The organism is Mesorhizobium sp. LMG17149, from assembly GCF_024518695.1.
Lineage (GTDB): Bacteria > Pseudomonadota > Alphaproteobacteria > Rhizobiales > Rhizobiaceae > Mesorhizobium.
This window is the reverse complement of sequence record NZ_JANIFL010000002.1, coordinates 1-20,645: the sequence shown is the minus strand read 5'-3', so window position 1 is coordinate 20,645 and position 20,645 is coordinate 1. Positions and strand designations below refer to the sequence as shown.

Annotated in this window: 17 protein-coding genes and 1 pseudogene; 11 read left to right on the top strand and 7 right to left on the bottom strand. The window is 63.2% G+C overall.

Annotation, left to right across the window (positions count from 1 at the left end):
• The first annotated feature begins 111 nt into the window (after nt 1–111).
• Nucleotides 112–1,644, top strand: coding sequence for a DHA2 family efflux MFS transporter permease subunit (locus NP945_RS03315; RefSeq protein WP_127331522.1), 1,533 nt, complete (start codon nt 112–114; stop codon nt 1,642–1,644).
• 2 nt (nt 1,645–1,646) lie between these two features.
• Here the strand turns inward: NP945_RS03315 and NP945_RS03310 are convergent, their stop codons facing one another.
• Nucleotides 1,647–2,120, bottom strand: coding sequence for a CAP domain-containing protein (locus NP945_RS03310; RefSeq protein WP_256745577.1), 474 nt, complete (start codon nt 2,118–2,120; stop codon nt 1,647–1,649).
• Nucleotides 2,121–2,326: 206 nt separating this feature from the next.
• Here NP945_RS03310 and NP945_RS03305 point away from each other — a divergent pair, with 206 nt between their 5' ends.
• Nucleotides 2,327–2,899 (top strand): GNAT family N-acetyltransferase, encoded by a 573-nt coding sequence (locus NP945_RS03305; protein WP_127269392.1) that lies wholly within the window; start codon nt 2,327–2,329, stop codon nt 2,897–2,899.
• Here the strand turns inward: NP945_RS03305 and NP945_RS03300 are convergent.
• Entirely contained in the window at nt 2,896–3,258 is a 363-nt protein-coding gene (locus tag NP945_RS03300) for a helix-turn-helix domain-containing protein (protein WP_256745576.1), read from the bottom strand. The two genes, NP945_RS03305 and NP945_RS03300, sit on opposite strands and share 4 nt — an antisense overlap.
• A gap of 106 nt (nt 3,259–3,364) precedes the next feature.
• Here NP945_RS03300 and NP945_RS03295 point away from each other — a divergent pair, with 106 nt between their 5' ends.
• Nucleotides 3,365–4,081, top strand: coding sequence for a glutathione S-transferase family protein (locus NP945_RS03295; RefSeq protein WP_256745575.1), 717 nt, complete (start codon nt 3,365–3,367; stop codon nt 4,079–4,081).
• A gap of 136 nt (nt 4,082–4,217) precedes the next feature.
• Here NP945_RS03295 and NP945_RS03290 read toward each other — a convergent pair whose 3' ends face one another.
• The gene (locus NP945_RS03290) at nt 4,218–5,441 is read right to left on the bottom strand and encodes a TadE/TadG family type IV pilus assembly protein (RefSeq protein ID WP_256745574.1); all 1,224 of its coding nucleotides are present in this window, start codon (nt 5,439–5,441) and stop codon (nt 4,218–4,220) included.
• A gap of 300 nt (nt 5,442–5,741) precedes the next feature.
• On the opposite strand from NP945_RS03290, the gene NP945_RS03285 reads away from it, so the two are divergent.
• Nucleotides 5,742–6,566: a DUF2189 domain-containing protein gene (locus NP945_RS03285; protein WP_256745573.1), complete on the top strand. Its 825-nt coding sequence runs from the start codon at nt 5,742–5,744 to the stop codon at nt 6,564–6,566.
• A 10-nt stretch (nt 6,567–6,576) separates the two neighbouring features.
• Here NP945_RS03285 and NP945_RS03280 read toward each other — a convergent pair whose 3' ends face one another.
• Entirely contained in the window at nt 6,577–7,209 is a 633-nt protein-coding gene (locus NP945_RS03280; protein WP_256745572.1) for a LysE family translocator, read from the bottom strand.
• 131 nt (nt 7,210–7,340) lie between these two features.
• Nucleotides 7,341–9,325, bottom strand: a pseudogene (locus NP945_RS03275) (pilus assembly protein TadG-related protein).
• Nucleotides 9,326–9,555: 230 nt separating this feature from the next.
• On the opposite strand from NP945_RS03275, the gene NP945_RS03270 reads away from it, so the two are divergent.
• Entirely contained in the window at nt 9,556–10,416 is an 861-nt protein-coding gene (locus tag NP945_RS03270; protein ID WP_256745571.1) for a TIGR01459 family HAD-type hydrolase, read from the top strand.
• A gap of 6 nt (nt 10,417–10,422) precedes the next feature.
• The gene (locus NP945_RS03265) at nt 10,423–11,403 is read left to right on the top strand and encodes a bifunctional riboflavin kinase/FAD synthetase (protein ID WP_256745570.1); all 981 of its coding nucleotides are present in this window, start codon (nt 10,423–10,425) and stop codon (nt 11,401–11,403) included.
• 18 nt (nt 11,404–11,421) lie between these two features.
• Here the strand turns inward: NP945_RS03265 and NP945_RS03260 are convergent, their stop codons facing one another.
• Nucleotides 11,422–11,976, bottom strand: a complete 555-nt coding sequence (locus tag NP945_RS03260) for an HdeD family acid-resistance protein (protein ID WP_127331536.1) — start codon at nt 11,974–11,976, stop codon at nt 11,422–11,424.
• Between the two features lie 194 nt (nt 11,977–12,170).
• Between NP945_RS03260 and NP945_RS03255 the strand changes: the two genes are divergently transcribed.
• From NP945_RS03255 to NP945_RS03245, 3 genes are all read left to right on the top strand, one after another.
• A complete protein-coding gene (locus tag NP945_RS03255; protein WP_127331538.1) occupies nt 12,171–12,977 on the top strand; it encodes a MipA/OmpV family protein in 807 nt (268 codons plus the stop codon).
• 233 nt (nt 12,978–13,210) lie between these two features.
• Nucleotides 13,211–16,171: an isoleucine--tRNA ligase gene (gene ileS, locus NP945_RS03250; RefSeq protein ID WP_256745569.1), complete on the top strand. Its 2,961-nt coding sequence runs from the start codon at nt 13,211–13,213 to the stop codon at nt 16,169–16,171.
• A gap of 206 nt (nt 16,172–16,377) precedes the next feature.
• Complete coding sequence (locus tag NP945_RS03245; RefSeq protein ID WP_127271160.1) at nt 16,378–17,058, top strand: hypothetical protein; 681 nt, start codon at nt 16,378–16,380, stop codon at nt 17,056–17,058.
• Nucleotides 17,059–17,094: 36 nt separating this feature from the next.
• On the opposite strand, the gene NP945_RS03240 is transcribed toward NP945_RS03245, so the two are convergent.
• Entirely contained in the window at nt 17,095–17,544 is a 450-nt protein-coding gene (locus NP945_RS03240) for a nucleoside deaminase (protein ID WP_127271509.1), read from the bottom strand.
• 281 nt (nt 17,545–17,825) lie between these two features.
• Between NP945_RS03240 and NP945_RS03235 the strand changes: the two genes are divergently transcribed.
• Nucleotides 17,826–19,964 carry a pseudouridine synthase gene (locus NP945_RS03235; RefSeq protein WP_256745568.1) on the top strand — a complete coding sequence of 713 codons (2,139 nt, stop codon included), beginning with the start codon at nt 17,826–17,828 and terminating at the stop codon, nt 19,962–19,964.
• Nucleotides 19,964–20,518, top strand: coding sequence for a 16S rRNA (guanine(966)-N(2))-methyltransferase RsmD (gene rsmD, locus NP945_RS03230; protein WP_127810766.1), 555 nt, complete (start codon nt 19,964–19,966; stop codon nt 20,516–20,518). Before NP945_RS03235 ends, rsmD begins: the two co-directional genes overlap by 1 nt.
• The last annotated feature ends 127 nt before the right edge of the window (nt 20,519–20,645 follow it).

Below are 20,645 nucleotides of genomic sequence, written 5' to 3'. Positions count from 1 at the left end.
ACCCCCACATCGACGATCGCGTCCCACCGCGACGAGGGTCTCTCAACGGAAGGCGTTGCCGCCCGGAAACCCCTTGTACACGTTTTTGTTACCTGCTGGAAGTTCCACGCCATGAGCACGCCCGAACCTTTCAAAGAAGTGCCGCATCGCGGCCTGATCACGGTCGCGCTCATGCTGGCGACGGTCATGCAGGCGCTCGACACGACGATCGCCAACGTGGCGCTGCCGACCATGACCGGCGACCTCGGCGCCTCGCCTGACAACATCAACTGGGTGCTGACCTCCTACATCGTTGCCGCCGCCATCATGACGCCGGTCACCGGCTGGCTGGCCGACCGCTTCGGCCGCAAGGAACTGTTCCTGACGGCGGTGGTCGGTTTCACCATATTCTCGATGCTGTGCGGCATCGCCTGGAGCCTGGAGAGCATAGTGTTCTTCCGGCTGATGCAAGGCGTGTTCGGCGCGGCGATCGTGCCTCTGTCGCAAACCTTCCTGCTCGACATCAATCCCAGGGAACGCCATGGCCAGGCGATGGCCATTTGGGGCGCCGGCATCATGTTGGGGCCGATTCTGGGCCCGACGCTGGGTGGCTGGCTGACCGAGAATTTCAACTGGCGCTGGGTGTTCTTCATCAACCTGCCGGTCGGCATCGTCGCCTTTCTCGGCATGGCCGCCTACTTGCCGGCCGTTGCCCGGCGGGTGCGCGGCTTCGATTTCTTCGGCTTCGCCATGATATCGCTCGGCGTCGGCGCGCTTCAGCTGCTGCTCGATCGCGGCGGCGAGGTCGACTGGTTTTCCTCGGTCGAGATCTGGATCGAACTTGGTCTTTCGCTCACCGGCTTCTGGGTGTTCATCATTCACACCATGACCGCCGAACACCCCTTCATCGATCCCAAGATCTTCCTCGACCGCAATTTCGTGACCGGGCTGGCGTTCATCTTCATCATGGGTGTGCTCATCCTGGCGAGCATGTCGCTGTTGCCGCCGATGCTGTCGACCATCTTCGGCTATCCGACCGTCACCATCGGCGTCGTCATAGGGCCACGCGGTGTCGGCACCATGATTTCAATGCTGGTCGTCGGCCGGCTCATGAGCAAGATCGACGCCAGGATCCTCGTGGTCATCGGCTTCCTCCTGACCGCACAGTCGCTCTACACCATGTCCAGCTTCACGCCGCAGATGGACAATTGGCTGATCATCAGCTCCGGCGTCATCCAGGGCCTGGGGATGGGAATGGTGTTCGTGCCGCTGTCGACCGTCGCCTTCGCCACGCTTGACGTGCGCTTCCGCACCGATGCCACGGCCTTGTTCAGCCTGGTGCGCAATCTTGGCTCGTCCATCGGCGTGTCGGTCGTGACGGTTCTGATGGTGCGCAACACGCAGATCAATCACACCGAGCTTTCGGCCTTCATCAACCCGTTCAACCCCAATCTTTGGGCGGTCTCTCCTGCCGCCGCGAGCGGCGATCCGACGGCGCTTTCGCAGGTCGATCGCATGGTCAATCTGCAGGCGATGATGATTTCCTACGTCAACGACTTCAAAATACTTATGGTGATGACGCTGCTTGCCATCCCGTTTGTTTTCCTGCTGCGCAAGCCCAAGCAGGCGCCTGCCGGCGGCGCGCCGGCAGCGCATATGGACTAGCTCTATTTTCCGAGCACGAGGCTCCAGTAACGGAGCTTGCTGTCGCCGCCGTCGCGCACATAGGCAAGGCCGAAGCGGGTGAAGCGCGGGTCGAGCATGTTGCGGCGATGGCCAGGTGAATGCACCCAGATGTCGAACAGCTTCTCGAGGTCGAAACGACCCTCGGCGATGTTCTCCGCCGCGGCGCCGGAAATTCGATTGTCCTTGATGCGCGAGGCGAAATCCTTGCCCCAGCCGGTGGTGTGGCTCATGCGGCGGCGCTGCGCCATGTAGCCGGCCTGCTGCAGGGCAGCCTGTTCGAGTTGCCGGTCGGCGACCAGCGGCGCGAGCCCCGCCGAGGCGCGGATGCTGGCCAGCGTGCTGGTGGCGGAGGAGGAGACCCCGGCGCCTTCGCCTGACGGCAGTGAAACGGTGCTGCAGGCGGCGAGGCCCGCCAAGGCTGCGAGGCCGGTCAGCACCATGCGCCTGCTCGGCATCGGGCGCGGTTCGATGGAATGGGAATGATCAATGGCCATTCCTGTCTGAATAGTCGCGATCATGGCTTTTGACGGGCAAGCGGTGAAAATTGCGCGAGAACCCATACGTTTGGTTTTTCGCAAAAAAATGCATCGCGTAATGTTGAAGTGTTGAAGCGCCCCCTTTCGGGCAATAGTCCAGGTGTCCCGAGTGAGGTGAGAATCCGATGCCAAAAACTGCCCGCACCTTCCCGACGCTCTCTACAGCCCGTCTGCTGCTGCGCGCTCCGGCCCTCGAAGATGCCGATGCCTTCCGGAATATCCTGTCGATCCCCGAGGTCACCCGGTTCTCGAACTGGCGGGATGCGCCGTCCAAGGCGGTGGCGGATCGGGCAATGAGATGGATGTGCAAGGTCTTTCCTACTGGCAAAGGCTGCGCCTGGATCATCGAGGATCGCGCTTCGAAGACCATGGCCGGTGCGATTCGCTACAATTGGTTCGTCCCTAAATCGAAGTGCGGCGAGATCGGCTACGAGTTGCATCCGGACTTTTGGGGCAGAGGTCTGATGACCGAAGCGGCTGCTGCCGTCGCTCTTTGCGGCCATCGGTTTTTCCTGCTCAATCGCATCGAGGCGTGGACGCTGCCGGGCAATACCGGATCGGACCGTGTGCTGGAGAAAGCCGGCTTCCGCTACGAGGGGACGCTACGGCAGAAAGCCCGGTTCAAGGGCGCCTACCACGACTTCAGGATGTTTGGACGACTGGCCGGCGATCATCCTGCCTCAATCGATCAGAATTAACCTGCCGCCATGCCGGCGTAAGTCTCCAGTGTCGATGAAGTCTGACGATCGTCTTCCGTATGCACCCACCAGGCGCCCAGCGCGTCGATGAGCGGTACAAGTTTGCGGCCAGGCGCCGTGAGGTCATAATCGACCCGCAACGGATAACCCGGACGCACCGTGCGCCGCACGATGCCGGCCTCTTCCAGCTTGCGCAGTTCCAGCGTCAGGATGCGATGCGACACCGTCGGGTTGTCACGTCTCAGGTCGCTGAACCGCTTGGTCCCGTCCTTCAGATAATAGAGCAGCAGTGTGGGCCAGCGACCGCTGAGCACGCGCATGGTCTCTTCGATCGGGCAGCGTGAGACGACGTCTTTCATAGGCGGATCCTGGTTACAGAATTGTGCGTAATTTACATGGGACGACAAGCGTTTAGGGTCAAGTTTCGCTGCGCGGCGTGATCCTCTCAATCACGGAAGAAAACAAATGGAACCTATCCTCCTTTACGGCTTCCCGGCGGGAAGCTCGATGGGGCTTGTCGCTGCCTTTGAACGCGTCGGGCAACCCTATCGCCTGTGCCGCGTCGACATGCTCACCGAGATGAAAAACGATGCCTATGCCAGCATCAACGACCGTCAGGAAACGCCGGTGCTGATCACCGACGAAGGCCGGGTGCTCACCGAGACAATGGCCATCGCCTCGTGGCTCGAAGCCCGCGACACACAGCGCCGCATCAGCTTCGAACCGCGCACGCCGCAAGCCGACCGCATGCACCAGCTGATGGCCTTCGTGAACACCGGTTTCACCGCCGCCTTCAGCCCGCTCTGGGTGGCATTGGAAATGGCGGCGGATGAACCGGCGCTGAAGGCGACCTTGCGGGAGTTCGGCCGCAAGGTCGTTGCGGAACGTCATGATCGGCTCGAGGCGATGATCGCCGACACGGATTTCCTGGTCGGCGACCGGCTGACGCTGGCCGATACCACGCTGATCGGCGTGGCGCGCTGGGCGGAATTTCACCAGGCGATCGACGGCGCTGCCTATCCCAAGCTGGCCGGATTGCGCCTTCGCATCGAATCCGATCCGGCCGTGGGTTATGCGCTGGCTGTCGAGGATGGCGAACAGCCCGCCGGTTCTGGCGCCTGCCTTGGCCACGTCCCCCTGACTGAGGTGATCGATCGCTTCGCGGCGGCGGCGAAATCGTAGCGACACTCTGTTTTCAACCAGGATGTGCCTTTGTGAGAGGCGCTGATCTGCCGGAGTGCGGTCGCCGCCGCACTCCGGCATTGTTAAAGGGGACCGCCATTTTTCTCAACGCTACCGCTTGGGCCGCCTGTCGTTCTCATTTCACCAGAGTGATCATCCGATCGGCGTACATTGTGCGATTTCCAAGCGCCGCCGCGCAGTCCGACTTGACGGACGAGTTTCCGGTCATCTGAATCGTATTGCCGACAAGCCTGAGACAGTCGCCCTGGGCGCTCATATCAGAGTTGCCGGCGTAGGAAATGGGCGCGTCCGGCGCGTAGATGAAACCGCTGAGCACGGAATTTGCGCCGCCATTCAATGTCAGAGCAGACGTGTTGCCGTGATCCTGGAAAATGGTGATGCCAGCATAAGGGCCGCTGGTGGGCGGGGAAAGGTTCACCTTCTCATTGGCATTTATGTAGATCTCAGCACTTTCCATGAGGAATATGGTCACGCCCTGGCCAGCCAGGCTGCCGTTCCCCCCTGGCTTTATGGTGGTGCCGCGCATGATGTAGACGCCCGGATCAAGCGTGATGTCCCCCGACAATGTCTTGTCGCAATACGTGCCGGGCGACAGCGTGTAGGTTTTGCCGTTCGGGACAGGCAAACACAATGTGTAAGGGGGAGGAACGACGTCGGCCAATGGATCAAAGGACGCGTACCTATGTTCGTGCGGCGTTCCGCAGGCGAGACTGGCGCTGGGTGGCAACAGCCCGCTGGTGCCGCCGACGGTTGAGACACAGCCGGCTGAAACCAGTGCGGAGCCACCCCTGTTGACGGAATCGGACGCGTCCGAGTTCGCCGCGATCACGCAATTGTCCATCGAGACGTTGGTCGAGCCCTGGAGGTTCACGGCGGCGGACGCATGCGGATCGAGCGCCAGCACGCAGGCCTGTGCGCCAGGTTTTACCTTGACCGAGGCCGAGCGGGAGGCCTGCCAGGGGGCCGAGGTGCTGATGAAGCTTGGGCGGCTTATGCTGGACGACAGCGAGATAAAGTAGGCGCTTGGGCTGCCGCTTGCCGTTGCCGCGAAAGCGGAGACGCTGCCCAAATATTCCTGCTGGTCGGCCGCGCTCATATTGGCGGCGAAGAATTGCAGCCCAAGCTGCTGGACATCGCCGGCCGCCATATCGGGAGAGAACTTCGTGCCGATGGCGAGCCCCGCCGCGTCCAGCGAGTTCTGCAGTTGCGAGGCGTCATGGCTCGTGCCGATCAGATCAACGGCGCCGGCCAAACCAATCATTATCGGCAGCATCGCGATGGCGGTCGTCATGGCAAAGTTGCCGTGCTCCGAAGACCAGAAGCCTCTCAATGCGAACATAGTTCCTCGCCGAACCTCGTAAAGCTCAGGTGATACGCCAGAGATCCCTACGAGTAATTTAAGTAAATGCTAAAATACGTAAATGCTAAAATGCAGAACAATGGTTGGCTAAAACGAAAGACTGCCGAGGCACGCCATATGAGAGGCCATACGGAGAGTTGAACACTACGAGGAGTTGCGCCCCAGGCAATTGACGCGGCGACAATCGCCGCCAACTCTGCTATCATGCCTCTTGATCTTGAAGTGGCAGCTCTGGCGGCCATCCAGGCGGTGACCGCCCCGACACACGGGAGGAAGGTTATGGCCGGCTTTCATGTCATGGCGGACGCACGTGGAACGCATGTGCAGCCAACGGTGCGCCGCATCACCACGTCGGACCTTTGGGATGCGCTGCGCCTCGGCTTCGAGGATTTCTGGGCAAAACCATCGCACTACGTGTTCCTGTGCCTGATCTATCCCATCGTCGGCCTGATCCTGACGCAGTGGACGTCCGGCGCCAATGCCATCCAGCTCATCTATCCCCTGATGTCGGGTTTCGCGCTGGTCGGGCCGTTTGCGGCGCTCGGCCTTTACGAGATCAGCCGCCGGCGTGAGCTCGGCATGAACACCTCCTGGTGGCACGCGTTTGATGTGCGGCGCTCGTCCGCTGTCCCGTCGATCGCTGTCATCGGCGTCATGCTGGTGGCGCTGTTCCTGTTGTGGCTCTATACGGCGCAGTCGATCTACACCGGCCTGTTCGGCGACCAGCCGCCAGCCTCGATCGGTGGCTTCGTCCGCGACGTGCTGACCACCAGCAAGGGCTGGACGCTGATCCTTGCCGGCAATGCCGCGGGCTTTGTCTTCGCCGTAATCGTGCTGGCCACTACCGTGGTTGCCTTCCCGCTGCTGCTCGACCGTGACGTCGGCGCCGTTTCGGCGATCGAGACCTCGGCCCGGGCAGTGATGGCTAACCCGCTGCAAATGGCGCTGTGGGGCTTGCTGGTCGCCGTGCTTCTGGTGATCGGTTCGATCCCGCTGTTTGCCGGGCTCGCCGTCGTCATGCCGGTGCTCGGCCATGCCACCTGGCATCTCTACCGCAGGGTGGTCGAGCCGGAGCGGGCACAGCAGATAAGGCGGCCGATGTAGATCAGCACTCTCAGCGCTGCGCCTCTGTCGCCATCTTCAGCGCAAGTGCCGTCAGCACGGTGCCCATCATCCAGCGCTGGATGACCAGCCACAAAGGCCGTCCGGCAAGAAAGGTGGCGATCGAACCGGCCGTCACCGCGATGACGGCATTGACGCTGAGGCTGATCGAGATCTGCGTCGCGCCGAGCATCAGGAGCTGCGACAGGACGTGGCCCTTGTCGGGGCTGATGAACTGCGGCAACAGCGACAGATAGAGCACGGCCACCTTCGGATTGAGCAGATTGGTCATCAGACCCATGGCGAAAAGCTTGCGCGGCCGGTCCCTCGGCAGTTCGCGCACTTCGAACGGCGAGCGTCCGCCCGGTTTCACCGCCTGCCAGGCCAGCCACAGGAGATAGAGCACGCCGGCAAAGCGCAGCGCATCATAGGCGTAGGGCACGGCGAGCAGCAGCGCGGTGATGCCGAATGCCGCCGCCAGCACATAGAAGACAAAGCCGAGTGCCACGCCGCCAAGCGAAATGAGCCCCGCCTTCGGCCCCTGCGACAGGGAACGCGAGATCAAATAGATCATGTTGGGGCCAGGCGTCAGCACCATGCCGAGGCAGACCAGCGCGAAGGCGAGATGATTGGCTGTTTCGGGCATCTGTTCTTCCCCAGCGCGCCGCGAATGGACGCGCGATCCGGCAGGCGGCCAAGATGTGCCTGTCCCGGCAGGCGCGCGCAAGTGCATGGCGGCGCCAACTATTGTTCCAGCTAGCCGCCGGTGCCTACGGATCAGCCGACGATGCGCAGGTTCGACAGTTCGTTGCCGATTTCCTTGAAATCGTTCGACAAGCTGGCGCCGGTAGCGTTCCAGAACAGTTTTGCCGGCTTGCTCGCGTCCGTCGGGTCCTTGCGGAAGCGCGAGTTCGACGAGCAGGATTTCAGCGCCTCGATCGCCTGCTGGTCGGCGATTTTAGTCGTCGACAGATCGAGCGCCACAGTCATCACCATGATGTTGGCTGCCTTGGCATTGTTGCAAAGCGTCGCCATCTGCTCGTTGAGCGCATTGGTATAATTGCCGTTAGAATAATCGAATTGGCCAATGGTGCTCGATGTGCCCATGAACAGGCGGCCCACCGACGTGCCGTTGTAGCCGGGTTTGAGATAGCCGAAGGATGCATAGGTCGACTTCGAATCGGCGGGGTCGGAATAGCCGAGCGAGGAAGGCGTGTAGTAGGTGTTGGCGCCGTCGGTCAGCACGATCACGACCTTGTCGTTGCCTCTCTCGGTTTCCGGGCGGCCTTGCGTGAAGGGATCGCCGCTCGAAACCACGCGCCATCCCCAGGCCATGCCTTCGGGAACATTGGTGCCGCCATCCGGCTTCATCAGGTCGATCGCGGCCTTGATCGCAGTGAGCCCAGTGGCAACGCTGACATCGGTCAGCGGCGTAATCGGGTTGGTGGAGCAGCTGTAGTTCGGCCCGTTGCCGGCGGCCAGCGCCGGCGCATTGATCGGCCGCGGCTGGAAATATTTGGCCATGTTGCGCAACCGGGATTGGCCGGTGCTGCTTGTCGGGTCGTCGTTCCACCAGCTGTTCACGGCGCCGTAGGTCGTCGGCGTGGCCTCATCGGGATCTTGGGTGAGCCTCCAATGGTTGCCGGGTTCGTCCGGGGCGAACATCGGCACGAACATCGTCGCCGGATCGCCAACCCCTATGCCGGTGTTCGCCGAGCCGCCGGACGGCGCCGCATCGTTGACATTGTAGGGATAGGGCCTGGCCTCGACGCAGCCCTGCCAACTGGCGAATGGACCATAGGAATCGATGTAGTCGTATTCGTCATGGCTTCGTTTGCAGGTGTTGTTCGAGTTGTATTCGTCGCAAACCACGCGCTTGCTGTTGGTGACACGCTCATGGTTGGTGACGACCTTCATGTCCCGGTAGAGCGAAAACCGGGTCAGCATCTGGCCTTCGTCGGTACCCCATCCGGTGCCGCGCTTGTACCAGATACCGTTGGTCTGCTGGGCGTATTTGTCGACCGCGTTCAGCGTCGACCAGTCGAAATTCTCGTTCGATACCGGCGACAGTCCTTCGGTGTCCATCCAGGACGCGTTACCGTTGCCGGGTCCGACATTGACCGAGGCGGCAAACGGCACGAGGCCGAACTGCACCGGCCTGTCGACCTGCTTGATCATCGCCGCCTGCTGGGCCAGCGTGTCGACCAGCTGTTTGGCCGCGGTCTTGAGAAGGTCGATGCGCGTTTGCCCCGAGCCCGTTCCGGTCTTGGTCATCGACCCGGAATTGTCGAGCGCCAGGGCGACTTCAAGAGTGTTCTTCAGCCGCACTTCCGAGGTCACGTTGAAGCTGATCTTCTGGTTGGCGTCGGTTTCGGATTTGCCGACGAGCTGACCGAAGACCGGATAGAAATAGGGCTTGTAGTCAAGCCGCGCGCTCATCTTGAGCAAGCCGCCTCCGGTGGTGTTGCTTGGCAAGGTGACGGTGAGCGTCGTGTTGGCGGGGTTGATCTTGTTGAGGTTGGCATTGAAGAAGTCGAGCGCATAGGCTCTCAACTGATCGTCGGTGGCACCCTCCGTCAGCCGGCGCGCCGTGGCGAAGTTTGCGGCATCGAGCGCATTCGAAACCGCCTGTTTTCGCGGCTCATCTCGGTGAAATCGACGGCTATCGCCAGGGCGCCCATGAGCGGAACCATCGCGACGACGGTCATAAGAGCATAGTTGCCGCGTTGGTCGCGGCAGAACTGACGCCAAAGTCCATACATGTCTTGCAGCGGCCCCCGCCGGCGGATTCTCGATTGATGCCAGCTTTCCACAAAACGCTGAAGGCCGCGTTTGGGAAATCGCTCTATTGCCGGGGCAGCGCTTCACCAACCGCTAACCAATCGTGACTGGCGAAAGCTGGTGACAGGCCGGGGCGGTTCGGCTAATCCGAACCGGCTGCGGCGAACCGTCGGTGGCAGCGATCGCAACGATCATGACTGAAGGAAACGGCATGGCGGATTCGCCTGAAATCATCGGCTCGCTCGAAGACGTGTCGAAGGCCTATTCGGCAATCCTGTGCGATGTCTGGGGCGTGGTCCACAATGGTGAAACGCATTTCCCGGTGGCGGCTTCCGCACTGGCAAGGGCTCGAGAGGCGAAAATCCCCGTCGTCCTGATCACCAATTCGCCGCGCAGAAGTGCCGATGTCGTGGCGCAGATGAACGCGATCGGTGTTCCACCGTCAGCCTACGACCGGGTGGTTACCTCAGGCGACGTGACGCGGGATCTGATCGCCGAAGGGCCGCGCAAGATTTTCCATATCGGCGCCGACCGGGACTTCACCCTCTATGAAGGTCTCGACGTCGAGCTTGTCGAGGAGTTCGAGGCGTCCGGCGTCGTCTGCACCGGCCTGTTCGACGACGAGGTCGAAAAACCCGAGGATTACACGGAGCTCCTGCGGCGGCTGCGCGCCAGGAACCTGCCTTTCATCTGCGCAAATCCCGACATCGTGGTCGAGCGTGGCGAACGCATCATCTGGTGTGCCGGCGCGCTGGCGCGTGACTATGCCCAGCTTGGCGGCCGCACATTGATCGCTGGAAAACCATATGCGCCGATCTACAATCTCGCGATGAAGGAGGTTGCCGAGATTCTTGGCCAGCCGGTCGAGCGCGGCCAGGTGCTTGCCATCGGCGACGGCATGATGACCGATGTGAAGGGCGCCGCCGACAATGGCTTCGATGTTCTTTATGTCTCCGGCGGCATCCATGCCCGCGACTATGGCGATGCCCTGCAACCGGATCCGGCAAGACTGGCGGCGTTCCTGGAAAAGCATGGCTATGGTCCGGTGGCCGTCATTCCCAGACTTCGGTAGGTGACGATGGCAGCCTTCCAACGCGTCCTGGCAACCGCGCCGCTTCCCGCCGACCTGCGCGGCGGCGTGGTGGCGATCGGCAATTTCGATGGCGTCCATCGCGGCCATCAGGCGGTGCTCGAGCGCGCCTCTGCCGAGGCCGGACGGCGCGGCGTACCGGCCCTGGTGCTGACGTTCGAACCGCATCCGCGCAAGATATTCAGGCCTGATATCCCGTTGTTCGTGCTGACGCCGCCGCCGATGAAGGCGCGGCTCCTGTCGCTGCTGGGCTTTGCCGCGCTGGTCGAGCAGCCGTTCACGCACGACTTCGCCTCGCTGTCGGCGGAAGCGTTCGTGACGGACGTGCTTGAAACGAACCTTGGCATTACCCACGCCGTGACCGGGTTCGATTTCCACTTCGGCAAGGATCGTCAAGGCGGCCCGGCCTACCTGATGGCGGCGGGTGAGCGTCACGGCTTCGGCGTCACGCTCGTCGACGCCTTCCGGGACGAGGGCGCCGAGGTGGTGTCGTCCAGCCGCATCCGCGGATTGCTGGGCGAGGGCGAGGTGGCTGAAGCCGCCGGCCTGCTCGGCTACCGCTTCACCGTCGAAAGCGAGGTGGTCGGCGGACAGCAGCTTGGCCGCACCCTTGGCTTTCCAACCGCGAATATGAGGCTGTCGGCGGAAGCCGCACTCAAGGAGGGCATTTATGCCGTCCGCTTCCGCCGCGCCGACGGCACGCTCCACGACGGTGTCGCCAGCTTCGGCCGTCGCCCGACGGTCGACGACAATGGCGCACCGCTGCTTGAAACCTTCGTCTTCGACTTCTCCGAAGACCTCTATGGAGAGGTCTGTCAGGTTTCCTTCTTCGGTTTCCTGCGCCCGGAGGTGAAGTTCGAAGGGCTCGATGCGCTGGTCGCGCAGATGAAGCGCGATGAAGCCGAGGCACGCGCGCTGCTTGCCGGCGTCAAGCCGCTCTCCGATCTCGACGCGGCCATGGCTTTTTGAGTCCAGGCGTGATCCCGGCTACTTTTTCAGCGCCAGACCGACGGCGATGAAGGTCCAGCCCTGGAAGATCAGGTCGATCGCAAGGAACAGACCGAGCACCCACAGGCTGTTGACCGGCCAGCCCATGGCGATGATCAGACCTGCAAGCGCGCTGATGACACCGGCGGCGACGAGCCAGCCCCAGCCGCGTTCCGGCCGGTGGCTGTAGCCGACCCAGGCCCTGAGCACCCCTGACGCGACCAGCGCGATCGCCAGCAGGAACGTCAGCACCGCCGAGGCAAGCAACGGATTGCCGAAAGCGAAGAAGCCGGCGACGGCGTACAGCAGTCCGCTGAGCAGCCAGTAGAAGAAGCGATTCCAGGACTTGACGCCGAACGCGTGCACGATCTCGATGATACCCGCCATCAGCATCAGCCATCCCACGACGTAGACGGAAGCCACCGTGGCGACGAACAGATTGGCGAAGGCAATGCCGCCGAAGATGAGCAGCAGCACACCGAGTGCGACAAACCATCCCCATTTTGTCCGTGTCTGTTCGATCCCGATTTTCAAGGCATCGCCATGCAGGGTCATTGTCGCGGTCTCCATCGAGGGCTGCGGAATACTGCGGATGGAAGGTAATCCGGGCGCGAGCCAACGTCCAGCCGATGACCGGCAGCGGGATCGCGGCAAAGCGCGAGCATATGTCTCGGGTTTAAATCAAATTTTACCAAACGGCCGTCAAAGCTGTCATCGGCAATCATATGCGTTGTGTTAGTGGAGTGGCCATGAGTTCGGTCGGAAGAATCTCTCTTGTGTTGGCCGCCGCGGTGCTGGGTGGGACGGGCGCTGCCAATGCGGGCGAGGGCAGCTGGCTGTCCGGCGACTGGTATCTGACCGTAGGTGCCACCGGCATGGTGGCGCCGAATTTCGAGGGCGGCAAAAAGTACCTGCTCAGCGCCTCGCCGATCATTTCGCTGGGCAAGGCCGGACCTGCTGCCCGCTTTGTCTCGCGCAACGACAACATCTCGCTGGCGCTGGTCGATGATGGCGGTTTCCGCGCTGGCCTGACCGGCAAGTTCCTGTTTTCCCGCGATGATGACAACGCCGATGAGCTGAAGGGCCTCGATCCGGTGCGCTGGGGCGGGGAAGTCGGCGGCTTCTTCGAATTCTATCCGACCGACTGGCTGCGCGCCCGCGCCGAGCTGCGCCACGGCATTCGCGCTCACAACGGCTTTGTCGCCGACATCGCCGCCGACGCCTTTTACGATGTGACGCCGACCGTCAGGATTTCGGGCGGTCCGCGTGTTTCCTTCGCCTCAGGCAATTATTTCGACGCTTATTACGGCGTCAACGCGCAGGAAGCCGTGGCTTCCGGTCTGAGCGAATACCATCCTGGTGGCGGGCTGAAGTCGACCGGCCTCGGCGGCGCCATAACCTGGAAGGTGACCGAGCCGATGACCGCCAGCCTGTTTGGCGAATATTCGCGCCTGATGGGACCGGCGGCCGATTCCAGCCTGGTCAAGGAGCGCGGCGACCGCAACCAGTTCATGATTGGCGTGTCGACCACCTACCGCTTCGATTTCACGATGTAAGTGAATCGAACGAGACGCTTTATTCCTGCCGTGGCTTCGGCTAAAAGCCCAGCCATGACCAGCTTTTCGCGCCTTTTCGCGATCGCGATACGAATTACAGGCCCGGTGTTCCGGGTGGCCTGAGCGCCGCCGGAGCCGCCGGGAGTTTCTGCGCGCCCCCTCGCGCTTTTTCCATAACATGATAGTTCACGCCCGAGCTTGTACGCCCGCCGGGCAATGCAAATGGCAGACCAATGACCGATACAACTGAAACGATCGACTATTCCAAGACGCTTTACCTGCCGCAGACGGACTTCCCGATGCGTGCCGGCTTGCCGGAGAAGGAGCCGCTGCTGGTCAAGCGCTGGCAGGACATGGATCTCTACCGCAAGCTGCGCGAGAGCGCTGCCGGCCGCACGAAATACGTGCTGCATGACGGGCCGCCCTACGCCAACGGCAACATCCATATCGGCCACGCGCTGAACAAGATCCTCAAGGATGTCATCACCCGCTCGTTCCAGATGCGCGGCTACGACTCGAACTATGTGCCCGGCTGGGACTGCCACGGCCTGCCGATCGAGTGGAAGATCGAGGAGCAGTACCGCGCCAAGGGCAAGAACAAGGACGAGGTGCCGGTCAACGAATTCCGCAAGGAATGCCGTGAGTTCGCCGCGGGTTGGATCGCTGTGCAGGGGGCCGAGTTCCAGCGCCTCGGCGTCATCGGCGATTTCAAGAACCCCTATACGACGATGGCTTTCCATGCCGAGGCGCGCATCGCCGGCGAGCTCTTGAAATTCGCCATGTCGGGCCAGCTCTATCGCGGCTCCAAGCCGGTGATGTGGAGCGTGGTCGAGCGCACGGCGCTGGCCGAGGCCGAGATCGAGTACCACGACTATGAGAGCGACACGATCTGGGCGAAGTTTCCGGTCGCCAGCTTGGCCCGCCCTGTCGATGGCGAGACCAAGCTGACGGAGGGCGCGCTCGATCTGCTGCAGGCCCACGTCGTCATCTGGACGACGACGCCATGGACGATCCCCGGCAACCGCGCCGTCAACTATTCGCCGCGCATCAGCTACGGCCTCTACGAGGTCACGGCGGCCGAGAACGCGTTCGGCCCGCAGCCGGGCGAAAAGCTGATCTTTGCCGACGCACTGGCCGAAGACGCCTCGGCCAAGGCGAAGGTCACCTTGAATCGTCTCCGCAGCGTTTCGGCGCAAGAGCTTGGAAGCCTTACGCTTTCACATCCGTTCAAGGGTCTGGGCGGCGGCTACGAATTTGCCGTTCCGATGCTCGCCGGCGACCATGTCACCGACGATGCCGGCACCGGCTTCGTCCACACCGCGCCCGGACACGGCCGCGAGGACTTTGACGCCTGGATGGATGCGGCGGTGGATCTGCGCGCACGCGGCATCGATCCCGCCATCCCGTTCACCGTCGACGATGGCGGCTTCTTCACCAAGGACGCACCAGGTTTTGGTCCGGATCGTGAGGGGGGGGCGGCGCGCGTCATCGACGACAACGGCAAGAAGGGCAACGCCAACCAGGCCGTCATCGACGAGCTGATCAAGCGCAACGCACTGTTCGCGCGCGGACGGCTGAAGCACAGCTATCCTCACTCCTGGCGGTCGAAGAAACCGATCATCTTCCGCAACACGCCGCAATGGTTCGTCTACATGGACAAGGACCTCGGCGATGGCTCGACGTTGCGCAGCCGGGCGCTCAAGGCCATCGACGACACCCGTTTCGTGCCCGCCGCCGGCCAGAACCGCATCCGCGCCATGATCGAGGAGCGCCCGGACTGGGTGCTCTCGCGTCAGCGCGCCTGGGGCGTGCCGATCGCTGTCTTCGCCGATGCCGACGGCAATGTGCTGAAGGACGAAGCGGTCAACCAGCGCATCATGGACGCCTTCGAGCAGGAGGGCGCCGACGCCTGGTTCGCTGCTGATGCCAAGGAGCGTTTCCTTGGCAATCACGACGCTTCGAAGTGGAAGCAGGTGATGGACATCCTCGACGTCTGGTTCGATTCGGGCTCGACGCACGCCTTCACGCTGGAAGATCGTCCTGACCTGAAATGGCCGGCCGACGTCTATCTCGAAGGCTCCGACCAGCATCGCGGCTGGTTCCATTCGTCGCTGCTGGAAAGCTGCGGCACCAGGGGCAGGGCGCCTTACGACACCGTCGTCACCCATGGTTTCACCATGGACGAGGATGGCCGCAAGATGTCGAAGTCGCTGGGCAACACTGTGGTGCCGCAGGACGTCATCAAGCAGTCGGGCGCCGATATACTGCGTCTGTGGGTGGTGACGACCGACTACTGGGAGGACCAGCGGCTCGGCAAGAACGTGCTGCAGACCAACATCGACGCCTACCGCAAGCTGCGCAACACCATCCGCTGGATGCTGGGTACGCTTGCCCATGACGATGGCGAAGAGGTGCCGCTGGAGAAGATGCCGGAGCTGGAGCGGCTGATGCTGCACCGGCTGGCCGAGCTCGATGAGGTCGTGCGCTCGGGCTACGACGCCTTCGAATTCAAGCGCATCACCCGCATGCTGCTCGATTTCATGGTGGTCGAGCTGTCGGCGTTCTATTTCGACATCCGCAAGGACGCGCTCTACTGCGACGCGCCGTCGAGCTTGAAGCGCAAGGCTTCGGTGCAGGTGGTGCGCCATCTCTTCGACTGCCTGGTAAAATGGCTGGCGCCGATGCTGCCTTTCACCATGGAGGAGGCCTGGCTTGACCGTCATCCCGACGCCGTCTCGGTGCATCTCGACCAGTTCCCGCAAATCCCGGCGGACTGGAAGAACGAGGCGCTGGCGGAAAAGTGGCGCCAGGTGCGGCAAGTGCGGCGCGTCGTCACCGGTGCGCTGGAGATCGCGCGCGCCCAGAAGGTGATCGGATCGTCGCTGGAAGCGGTGCCGGTCGTCACAATCAACGACGCAGCGCTCGAAGCGGCGATTTCAGATGTCGACATGGCCGAGATGGCGATCACCAGCGATCTGGTCATCGCTCATGGCGAGGCACCGGCTGGCGCCTTCGCGATCGACGACGTCAAGGGTGTCGCCGTGGTGGTCGAGAAGGCCGAGGATCGTGGCCTGTTAAAATGTGCACGCTCCTGGCGCTACACCGCCGATGTCGGCCAGGATCCGGAATTCCCGGATGTTTCGGCCAGGGATGCGGCGGTGCTGCATGAATTGAAGGCGCTTGGCCGACTTTAACGGTTAGTCGGCTGGATCGGTGCACAAATGCCACGCCGGGCGGGCGAAAACCGCCCGCGCGTTGCCCTTAACGAGTGGTTGAGGTAAACACGCGAAACTCCGGAAGACAAATTGTCGCCGGATTTCCGTCGCAAGTGCTTGGACGATGGGGACCGGCCACAAGGCTGGTGGCAATCGAGAGGCTGTCTAGAGTGGGACTTTTTGGCATGACCGAGAGATATAATGCGCGCTTGGCGCTGCTGGCGCCGCTTGTCGCGTCGGGCCTCGCTTTGTCCGGCTGCATGGGCTCTCCGACCTACGGCACCGACAAGACCGCCGGCGAACAGCTGGCCGGCGATATTTCGGGCGCCTTTTCATTCGCGCCGAAGCGCAAGGAACAGATCGACTACAAGCCGCGTCCGACGCTCGTGAAGCCGGCGCCAGGCCAGAAGGAAGCGCTGCCGGCCCCGCAGGACAGCATCGAGACGGCGAGCGCCGAATGGCCCGAATCGCCCGAGCAGCGCCGCGCCCGCTTGCGCGCCGACGCCACCGCCCATCAGAACGACCCGGCCTATCAGTCGGAGATCATCGACGACGTGCAGACGGACCCGGCCTCGGTGAAGAGGGCGATGGCGGAGTCAGGGTCGAGCCACCCGCCGGCATGGACACCGGCCGATTCCGACAAGGGCCGTGCCGCCGAGATCCAGCGCCGCCTTGCCGACAGCAAGCAGGGCGATCCGAACACCCGAAAATATCTGAGCGAGCCTCCAGTGCAGTATCGTGTCGCGGCCGGCACGGCGCCGCAAGATCAGCTTGGCGAGGACGAGTACAAGAAGGAACGCCGCCTGAAGAAAGAGGCGGAAGGCAAGAAGGGCAGCGGCTGGTTCGACTGGATGCCGTCTCTGTAAGAACACCACGTTGTGTCGCCGGGCGTTGCGCCCGGTTCAGCCGCGCCGTTCCCGGAAAAATTCCTTGAGCAATAGACCCGCTTCGGTCTCGCCCATGCCCGGATAGATGTCGGGCGCGTGGTGGCAGGTCGGCGAGGCGAAAAAACGTACGCCATTGACCACGGCACCGCCCTTGTCGTCGGCGGCGCCGAAATAAAGCCGGCGCAGCCGGGCGAAGGAAATGGCGCCGGCGCACATGGCGCAAGGTTCCAGCGTCACATAGAGATCATGGCCGGTCAGCCGCTCGGCCGACAGTTTGCGGCAAGCTTCGCGGATGACCAGCATCTCGGCATGCGCGGTCGGGTCGGCAAGTTCGCGTGTGCGGTTGCCGGCGCTGGCGACAACACCAGCGCCATTGGCGATGACGGCGCCGACCGGCACTTCGCCTCGCAAGGCGGCAGCCTCGGCCTCCTTCAGCGCCAGCGCCATGAAATCGGGCCGCTTCACGCGATTTCCACTCCGATTATCTCCTCGCCACCTGACGGAGCAAGTTCGTTTCGAATGAACCGCACTTGCTCCAGGCTTTTGATTTTCGTTTGTCTTTTTGGAAAAACCGGTCTCCACTTTTCCCTGACAAACTCCAGTGATCCTGTTATTGAGCGCAGGACCTCGAAAATCGGGACTCGGTTTTCGAAAATGATCATGCGCCACATCAAAAGTGCTACAGCGTTCGTTGCGCGCCCGAAAGGATGCGCCACGCTGTAGCAGCGCAAACGGATAAAGGCCACATGGACGACAACGACAAGAAATTCCGACCCAGGAAGGGTCCGGCCAAGAGTGGGCCGAAAGCCGCGGGACCGCGCAGCCGTGATGGCGCCGCGGGCAAGGGCGGCAAGCCGTCCTTTGGCGCCAAGAAACCTTACGCACCGCGTGGCGATCGGCCGATGGCTGCCGATGGCGAGCGGCCGAAGCGCGATTTCAAGGGCGGCGACAAGCCTTTCAGCAAAGGCCCGCGTCCCGAAGGCAAGCCTTTTGAGAAGCGCGAAGGGCCGCGCAAGCCCTACGCACCGCGCGGCGACCGCCCGATGGCCGCCGAGGGTGAGCGCAAACCGTATGAGAAGCGCGAAGGACCACGCAAGCCCTATGCGCCACGTGGCGACCGGCCAATGGCGGCCGAAGGCGAGCGCAAGCCCTATGAGAAGCGTGAAGGACCGCGCAAACCCTACGCACCGCGCGGCGACCGGCCGATGGCCGCAGAAGGCGAGCGCAAGCCCTATGAAAAGCGCGAGGGGCCGCGCAAGCCTTATGCGCCCCGTGGCGATCGCCCGGTGGCCGCCGAAGGCGAGCGCAAGCCCTATGAAAAGCGCGAGGGGCCGCGCAAGCCCTATGCACCGCGGGGCGACCGACCGGCTGCGGCGGCAGCGGGCGGCGAAAAGCGTTTCGACCGTCCCACGCGTGATTTCAGTGACCGCGCGCCGCGCGCCGCCGGCGATCGCCCGAAGCGGGATTTCAACGATCGGCCGCAAGGCGCGTCAGACGGCAGCTTCAAGCCACGCCCGCGTCCCGCCGAGGGCGCGGAAGAGGCAGGCGAGCGCATCGCCAAGCGGTTGGCCCGCGCCGGCCTGGCCTCGCGCCGCGATGCCGAGGAGCTGATCGCCGCCGGCCGCGTCAAGGTCAATGGCCGCGCCCTGACTTCGCCGGCCTTCAACGTCATGCCTGATGACATCATCCATCTCGACGGCATGGAAATCCCGCCGATCGAGCGCACCCGGCTGTTCCTGTTCCACAAGCCAGCCGGCGTCGTCACCACCAACCGCGATCCCGAGGGCCGCAAGACCGTCTTCGACGTGCTGCCGGCTGAATTGCCGCGGCTAATGACCATCGGCCGGCTCGACATCAACACCGAAGGCCTGCTGCTGCTCACCAATGATGGCGGCCTGTCGCGCGTGCTCGAACTGCCGGCCACCGGCTGGCTGCGCCGCTATCGCGTGCGCGTCCACGGCAAGGTCGAGGAAAGCGCGCTTGCCGGCCTGCGTGAAGGCATTGCCGTCGACGGCGTGTTCTACGGTGCCATCGAAGCGACGCTCGACCGTGAGCAAGGCACCAATGCCTGGCTGACGATCGGCTTGCGCGAGGGCAAGAACCGCGAAGTCCGGAATATCCTGGGCTCGCTTGGCCTCGACGTGACGCGGCTGATCCGTATCTCCTACGGGCCGTTCCAGCTCGATGACCTCGCCGAGGGCCATGTGCTGGAGATCAAGGGCAGGGTGTTGCGCGATCAGCTTGGCGAGCGCCTGGTCGAAGAATCCGGCGCCAATTTCGACGCCGATGTCACCAAGCCATTTTCCAACAAGCCGGTGCGGCGCACGGAAGTTCGCGAGCCGGAGCCGGAGCGGCCGAAATTCACCCGCGACGGTGAGCGCCGCCCGATCGGCGAGGGCGGTTTGATCAAGAACCGCAAGCGCCGCGAAGGCAGCCGCGACGAGGCTCTGGGCAAGCTGTCGACAAGCCCCGACAGAAGCGCGGAGAAGAGTTTTGGCGAACGCGGCCCGCGTCCCGAACGCAGCTTCAGCGACAAGCCACGCGGCAGTTTCGGCGACAAACCGCGCGGCAGCTTCGGCGACAAGCCGCGTGGTGCTTTTGGCGGCAAGCCGGGCGGCGGGAAAAAGTCCGAGCGCGAGCAGCGGCCGATCGAGCCGCCCGGCCAGCGCAAGGCCAATGTCTGGATGGCACCGGGCGCGCGGCCGATCGGCAAGGGCAGGGCCGATGCAGACGCAGCCAAGGCCGCTGAAGCAAAGGCGCGAAAGGCATCGTTCAAACCGACCTATGGCAAACCGGCCGGCGCAAAGCCGTTCGGCAAGCCGCGCGGCGACCGTCCGACCAGCACACGCGGTGAGCGGCCGCGCGGCGGCCCCAAGGGCAAGTAATGCGGATCGTCGGCGGTGAGTTTCGCGGGCGTCCGCTGGCCACGCCGCGCAGCGACGCCATCCGGCCGACGACCGATCGCACCCGCGAGGCGGTCTTCAACGTGCTGGCGCATCGCTTTGCCGAGCAGTTGGACGGCGCGCGTGTGCTCGACCTGTTCGCCGGCACCGGTGCGCTCGGGCTGGAAGCCCTGTCGCGCGGTGCCTCCTACGGCGTCTTCATCGAGGAATCGGCCGAAGGCCGTGGCCTGATCCGCGACAATGTCGAGGCCTTCGGCCTGACCGGCCGCACCAAGATCTTCCGCCGCGATGCCACCGGCCTTGGCGAGGCGGGCACGCTGGCGCCGTTCGGCCTCGTCTTTGCCGACCCGCCCTATGGCAAGGGCCTTGGCGAGCGCGCCTTGCAGTCGGCGAAAGCCGGCGGCTGGCTTCGCCCTGGCGCGCTGTGCGTGGTCGAAGAGGCGGCAGTGGCGCCCTTCGAGCCGGGCCCCGGCTTTTCCGTGCTGGACGAGCGCAACTATGGCGAGACCGTCATCCGCTTTATCGAGGCGGCCTGATACGCCTTCGCGATTGTGTCCAGCCGATAGATGGGTAACAGTTTGAACCGGATAGATAGGTAACAGTTTTCCCCCTTATGATGGGTTCGCGGCAGCGCCAAACGGTTGGGTTGGCGCGGCGCTGCGG

Bases quoted from the DNA above. Each gene is read 5' to 3' on its own strand.
- ileS (WP_256745569.1), top strand. From the start codon at position 13,211: ATGACCGATACAACTGAAACGATCGACTATTCCAAGACGCTTTACCTG.
- NP945_RS03255 (WP_127331538.1), top strand. From the start codon at position 12,171: ATGAGTTCGGTCGGAAGAATCTCTCTTGTGTTGGCCGCCGCGGTGCTG.
- NP945_RS03270 (WP_256745571.1), top strand. From the start codon at position 9,556: ATGGCGGATTCGCCTGAAATCATCGGCTCGCTCGAAGACGTGTCGAAG.
- NP945_RS03310 (WP_256745577.1), bottom strand. From the start codon at position 2,120: ATGCCGAGCAGGCGCATGGTGCTGACCGGCCTCGCAGCCTTGGCGGGC.
- NP945_RS03245 (WP_127271160.1), top strand. From the start codon at position 16,378: ATGACCGAGAGATATAATGCGCGCTTGGCGCTGCTGGCGCCGCTTGTC.
- NP945_RS03265 (WP_256745570.1), top strand. From the start codon at position 10,423: ATGGCAGCCTTCCAACGCGTCCTGGCAACCGCGCCGCTTCCCGCCGAC.
- NP945_RS03235 (WP_256745568.1), top strand. From the start codon at position 17,826: ATGGACGACAACGACAAGAAATTCCGACCCAGGAAGGGTCCGGCCAAG.
- NP945_RS03285 (WP_256745573.1), top strand. From the start codon at position 5,742: ATGGCCGGCTTTCATGTCATGGCGGACGCACGTGGAACGCATGTGCAG.
- NP945_RS03260 (WP_127331536.1), bottom strand. From the start codon at position 11,976: ATGACCCTGCATGGCGATGCCTTGAAAATCGGGATCGAACAGACACGG.
- NP945_RS03305 (WP_127269392.1), top strand. From the start codon at position 2,327: ATGCCAAAAACTGCCCGCACCTTCCCGACGCTCTCTACAGCCCGTCTG.
- NP945_RS03315 (WP_127331522.1), top strand. From the start codon at position 112: ATGAGCACGCCCGAACCTTTCAAAGAAGTGCCGCATCGCGGCCTGATC.
- NP945_RS03295 (WP_256745575.1), top strand. From the start codon at position 3,365: ATGGAACCTATCCTCCTTTACGGCTTCCCGGCGGGAAGCTCGATGGGG.
- rsmD (WP_127810766.1), top strand. From the start codon at position 19,964: ATGCGGATCGTCGGCGGTGAGTTTCGCGGGCGTCCGCTGGCCACGCCG.
- NP945_RS03290 (WP_256745574.1), bottom strand. From the start codon at position 5,441: ATGTTCGCATTGAGAGGCTTCTGGTCTTCGGAGCACGGCAACTTTGCC.
- NP945_RS03280 (WP_256745572.1), bottom strand. From the start codon at position 7,209: ATGCCCGAAACAGCCAATCATCTCGCCTTCGCGCTGGTCTGCCTCGGC.
- NP945_RS03300 (WP_256745576.1), bottom strand. From the start codon at position 3,258: ATGAAAGACGTCGTCTCACGCTGCCCGATCGAAGAGACCATGCGCGTG.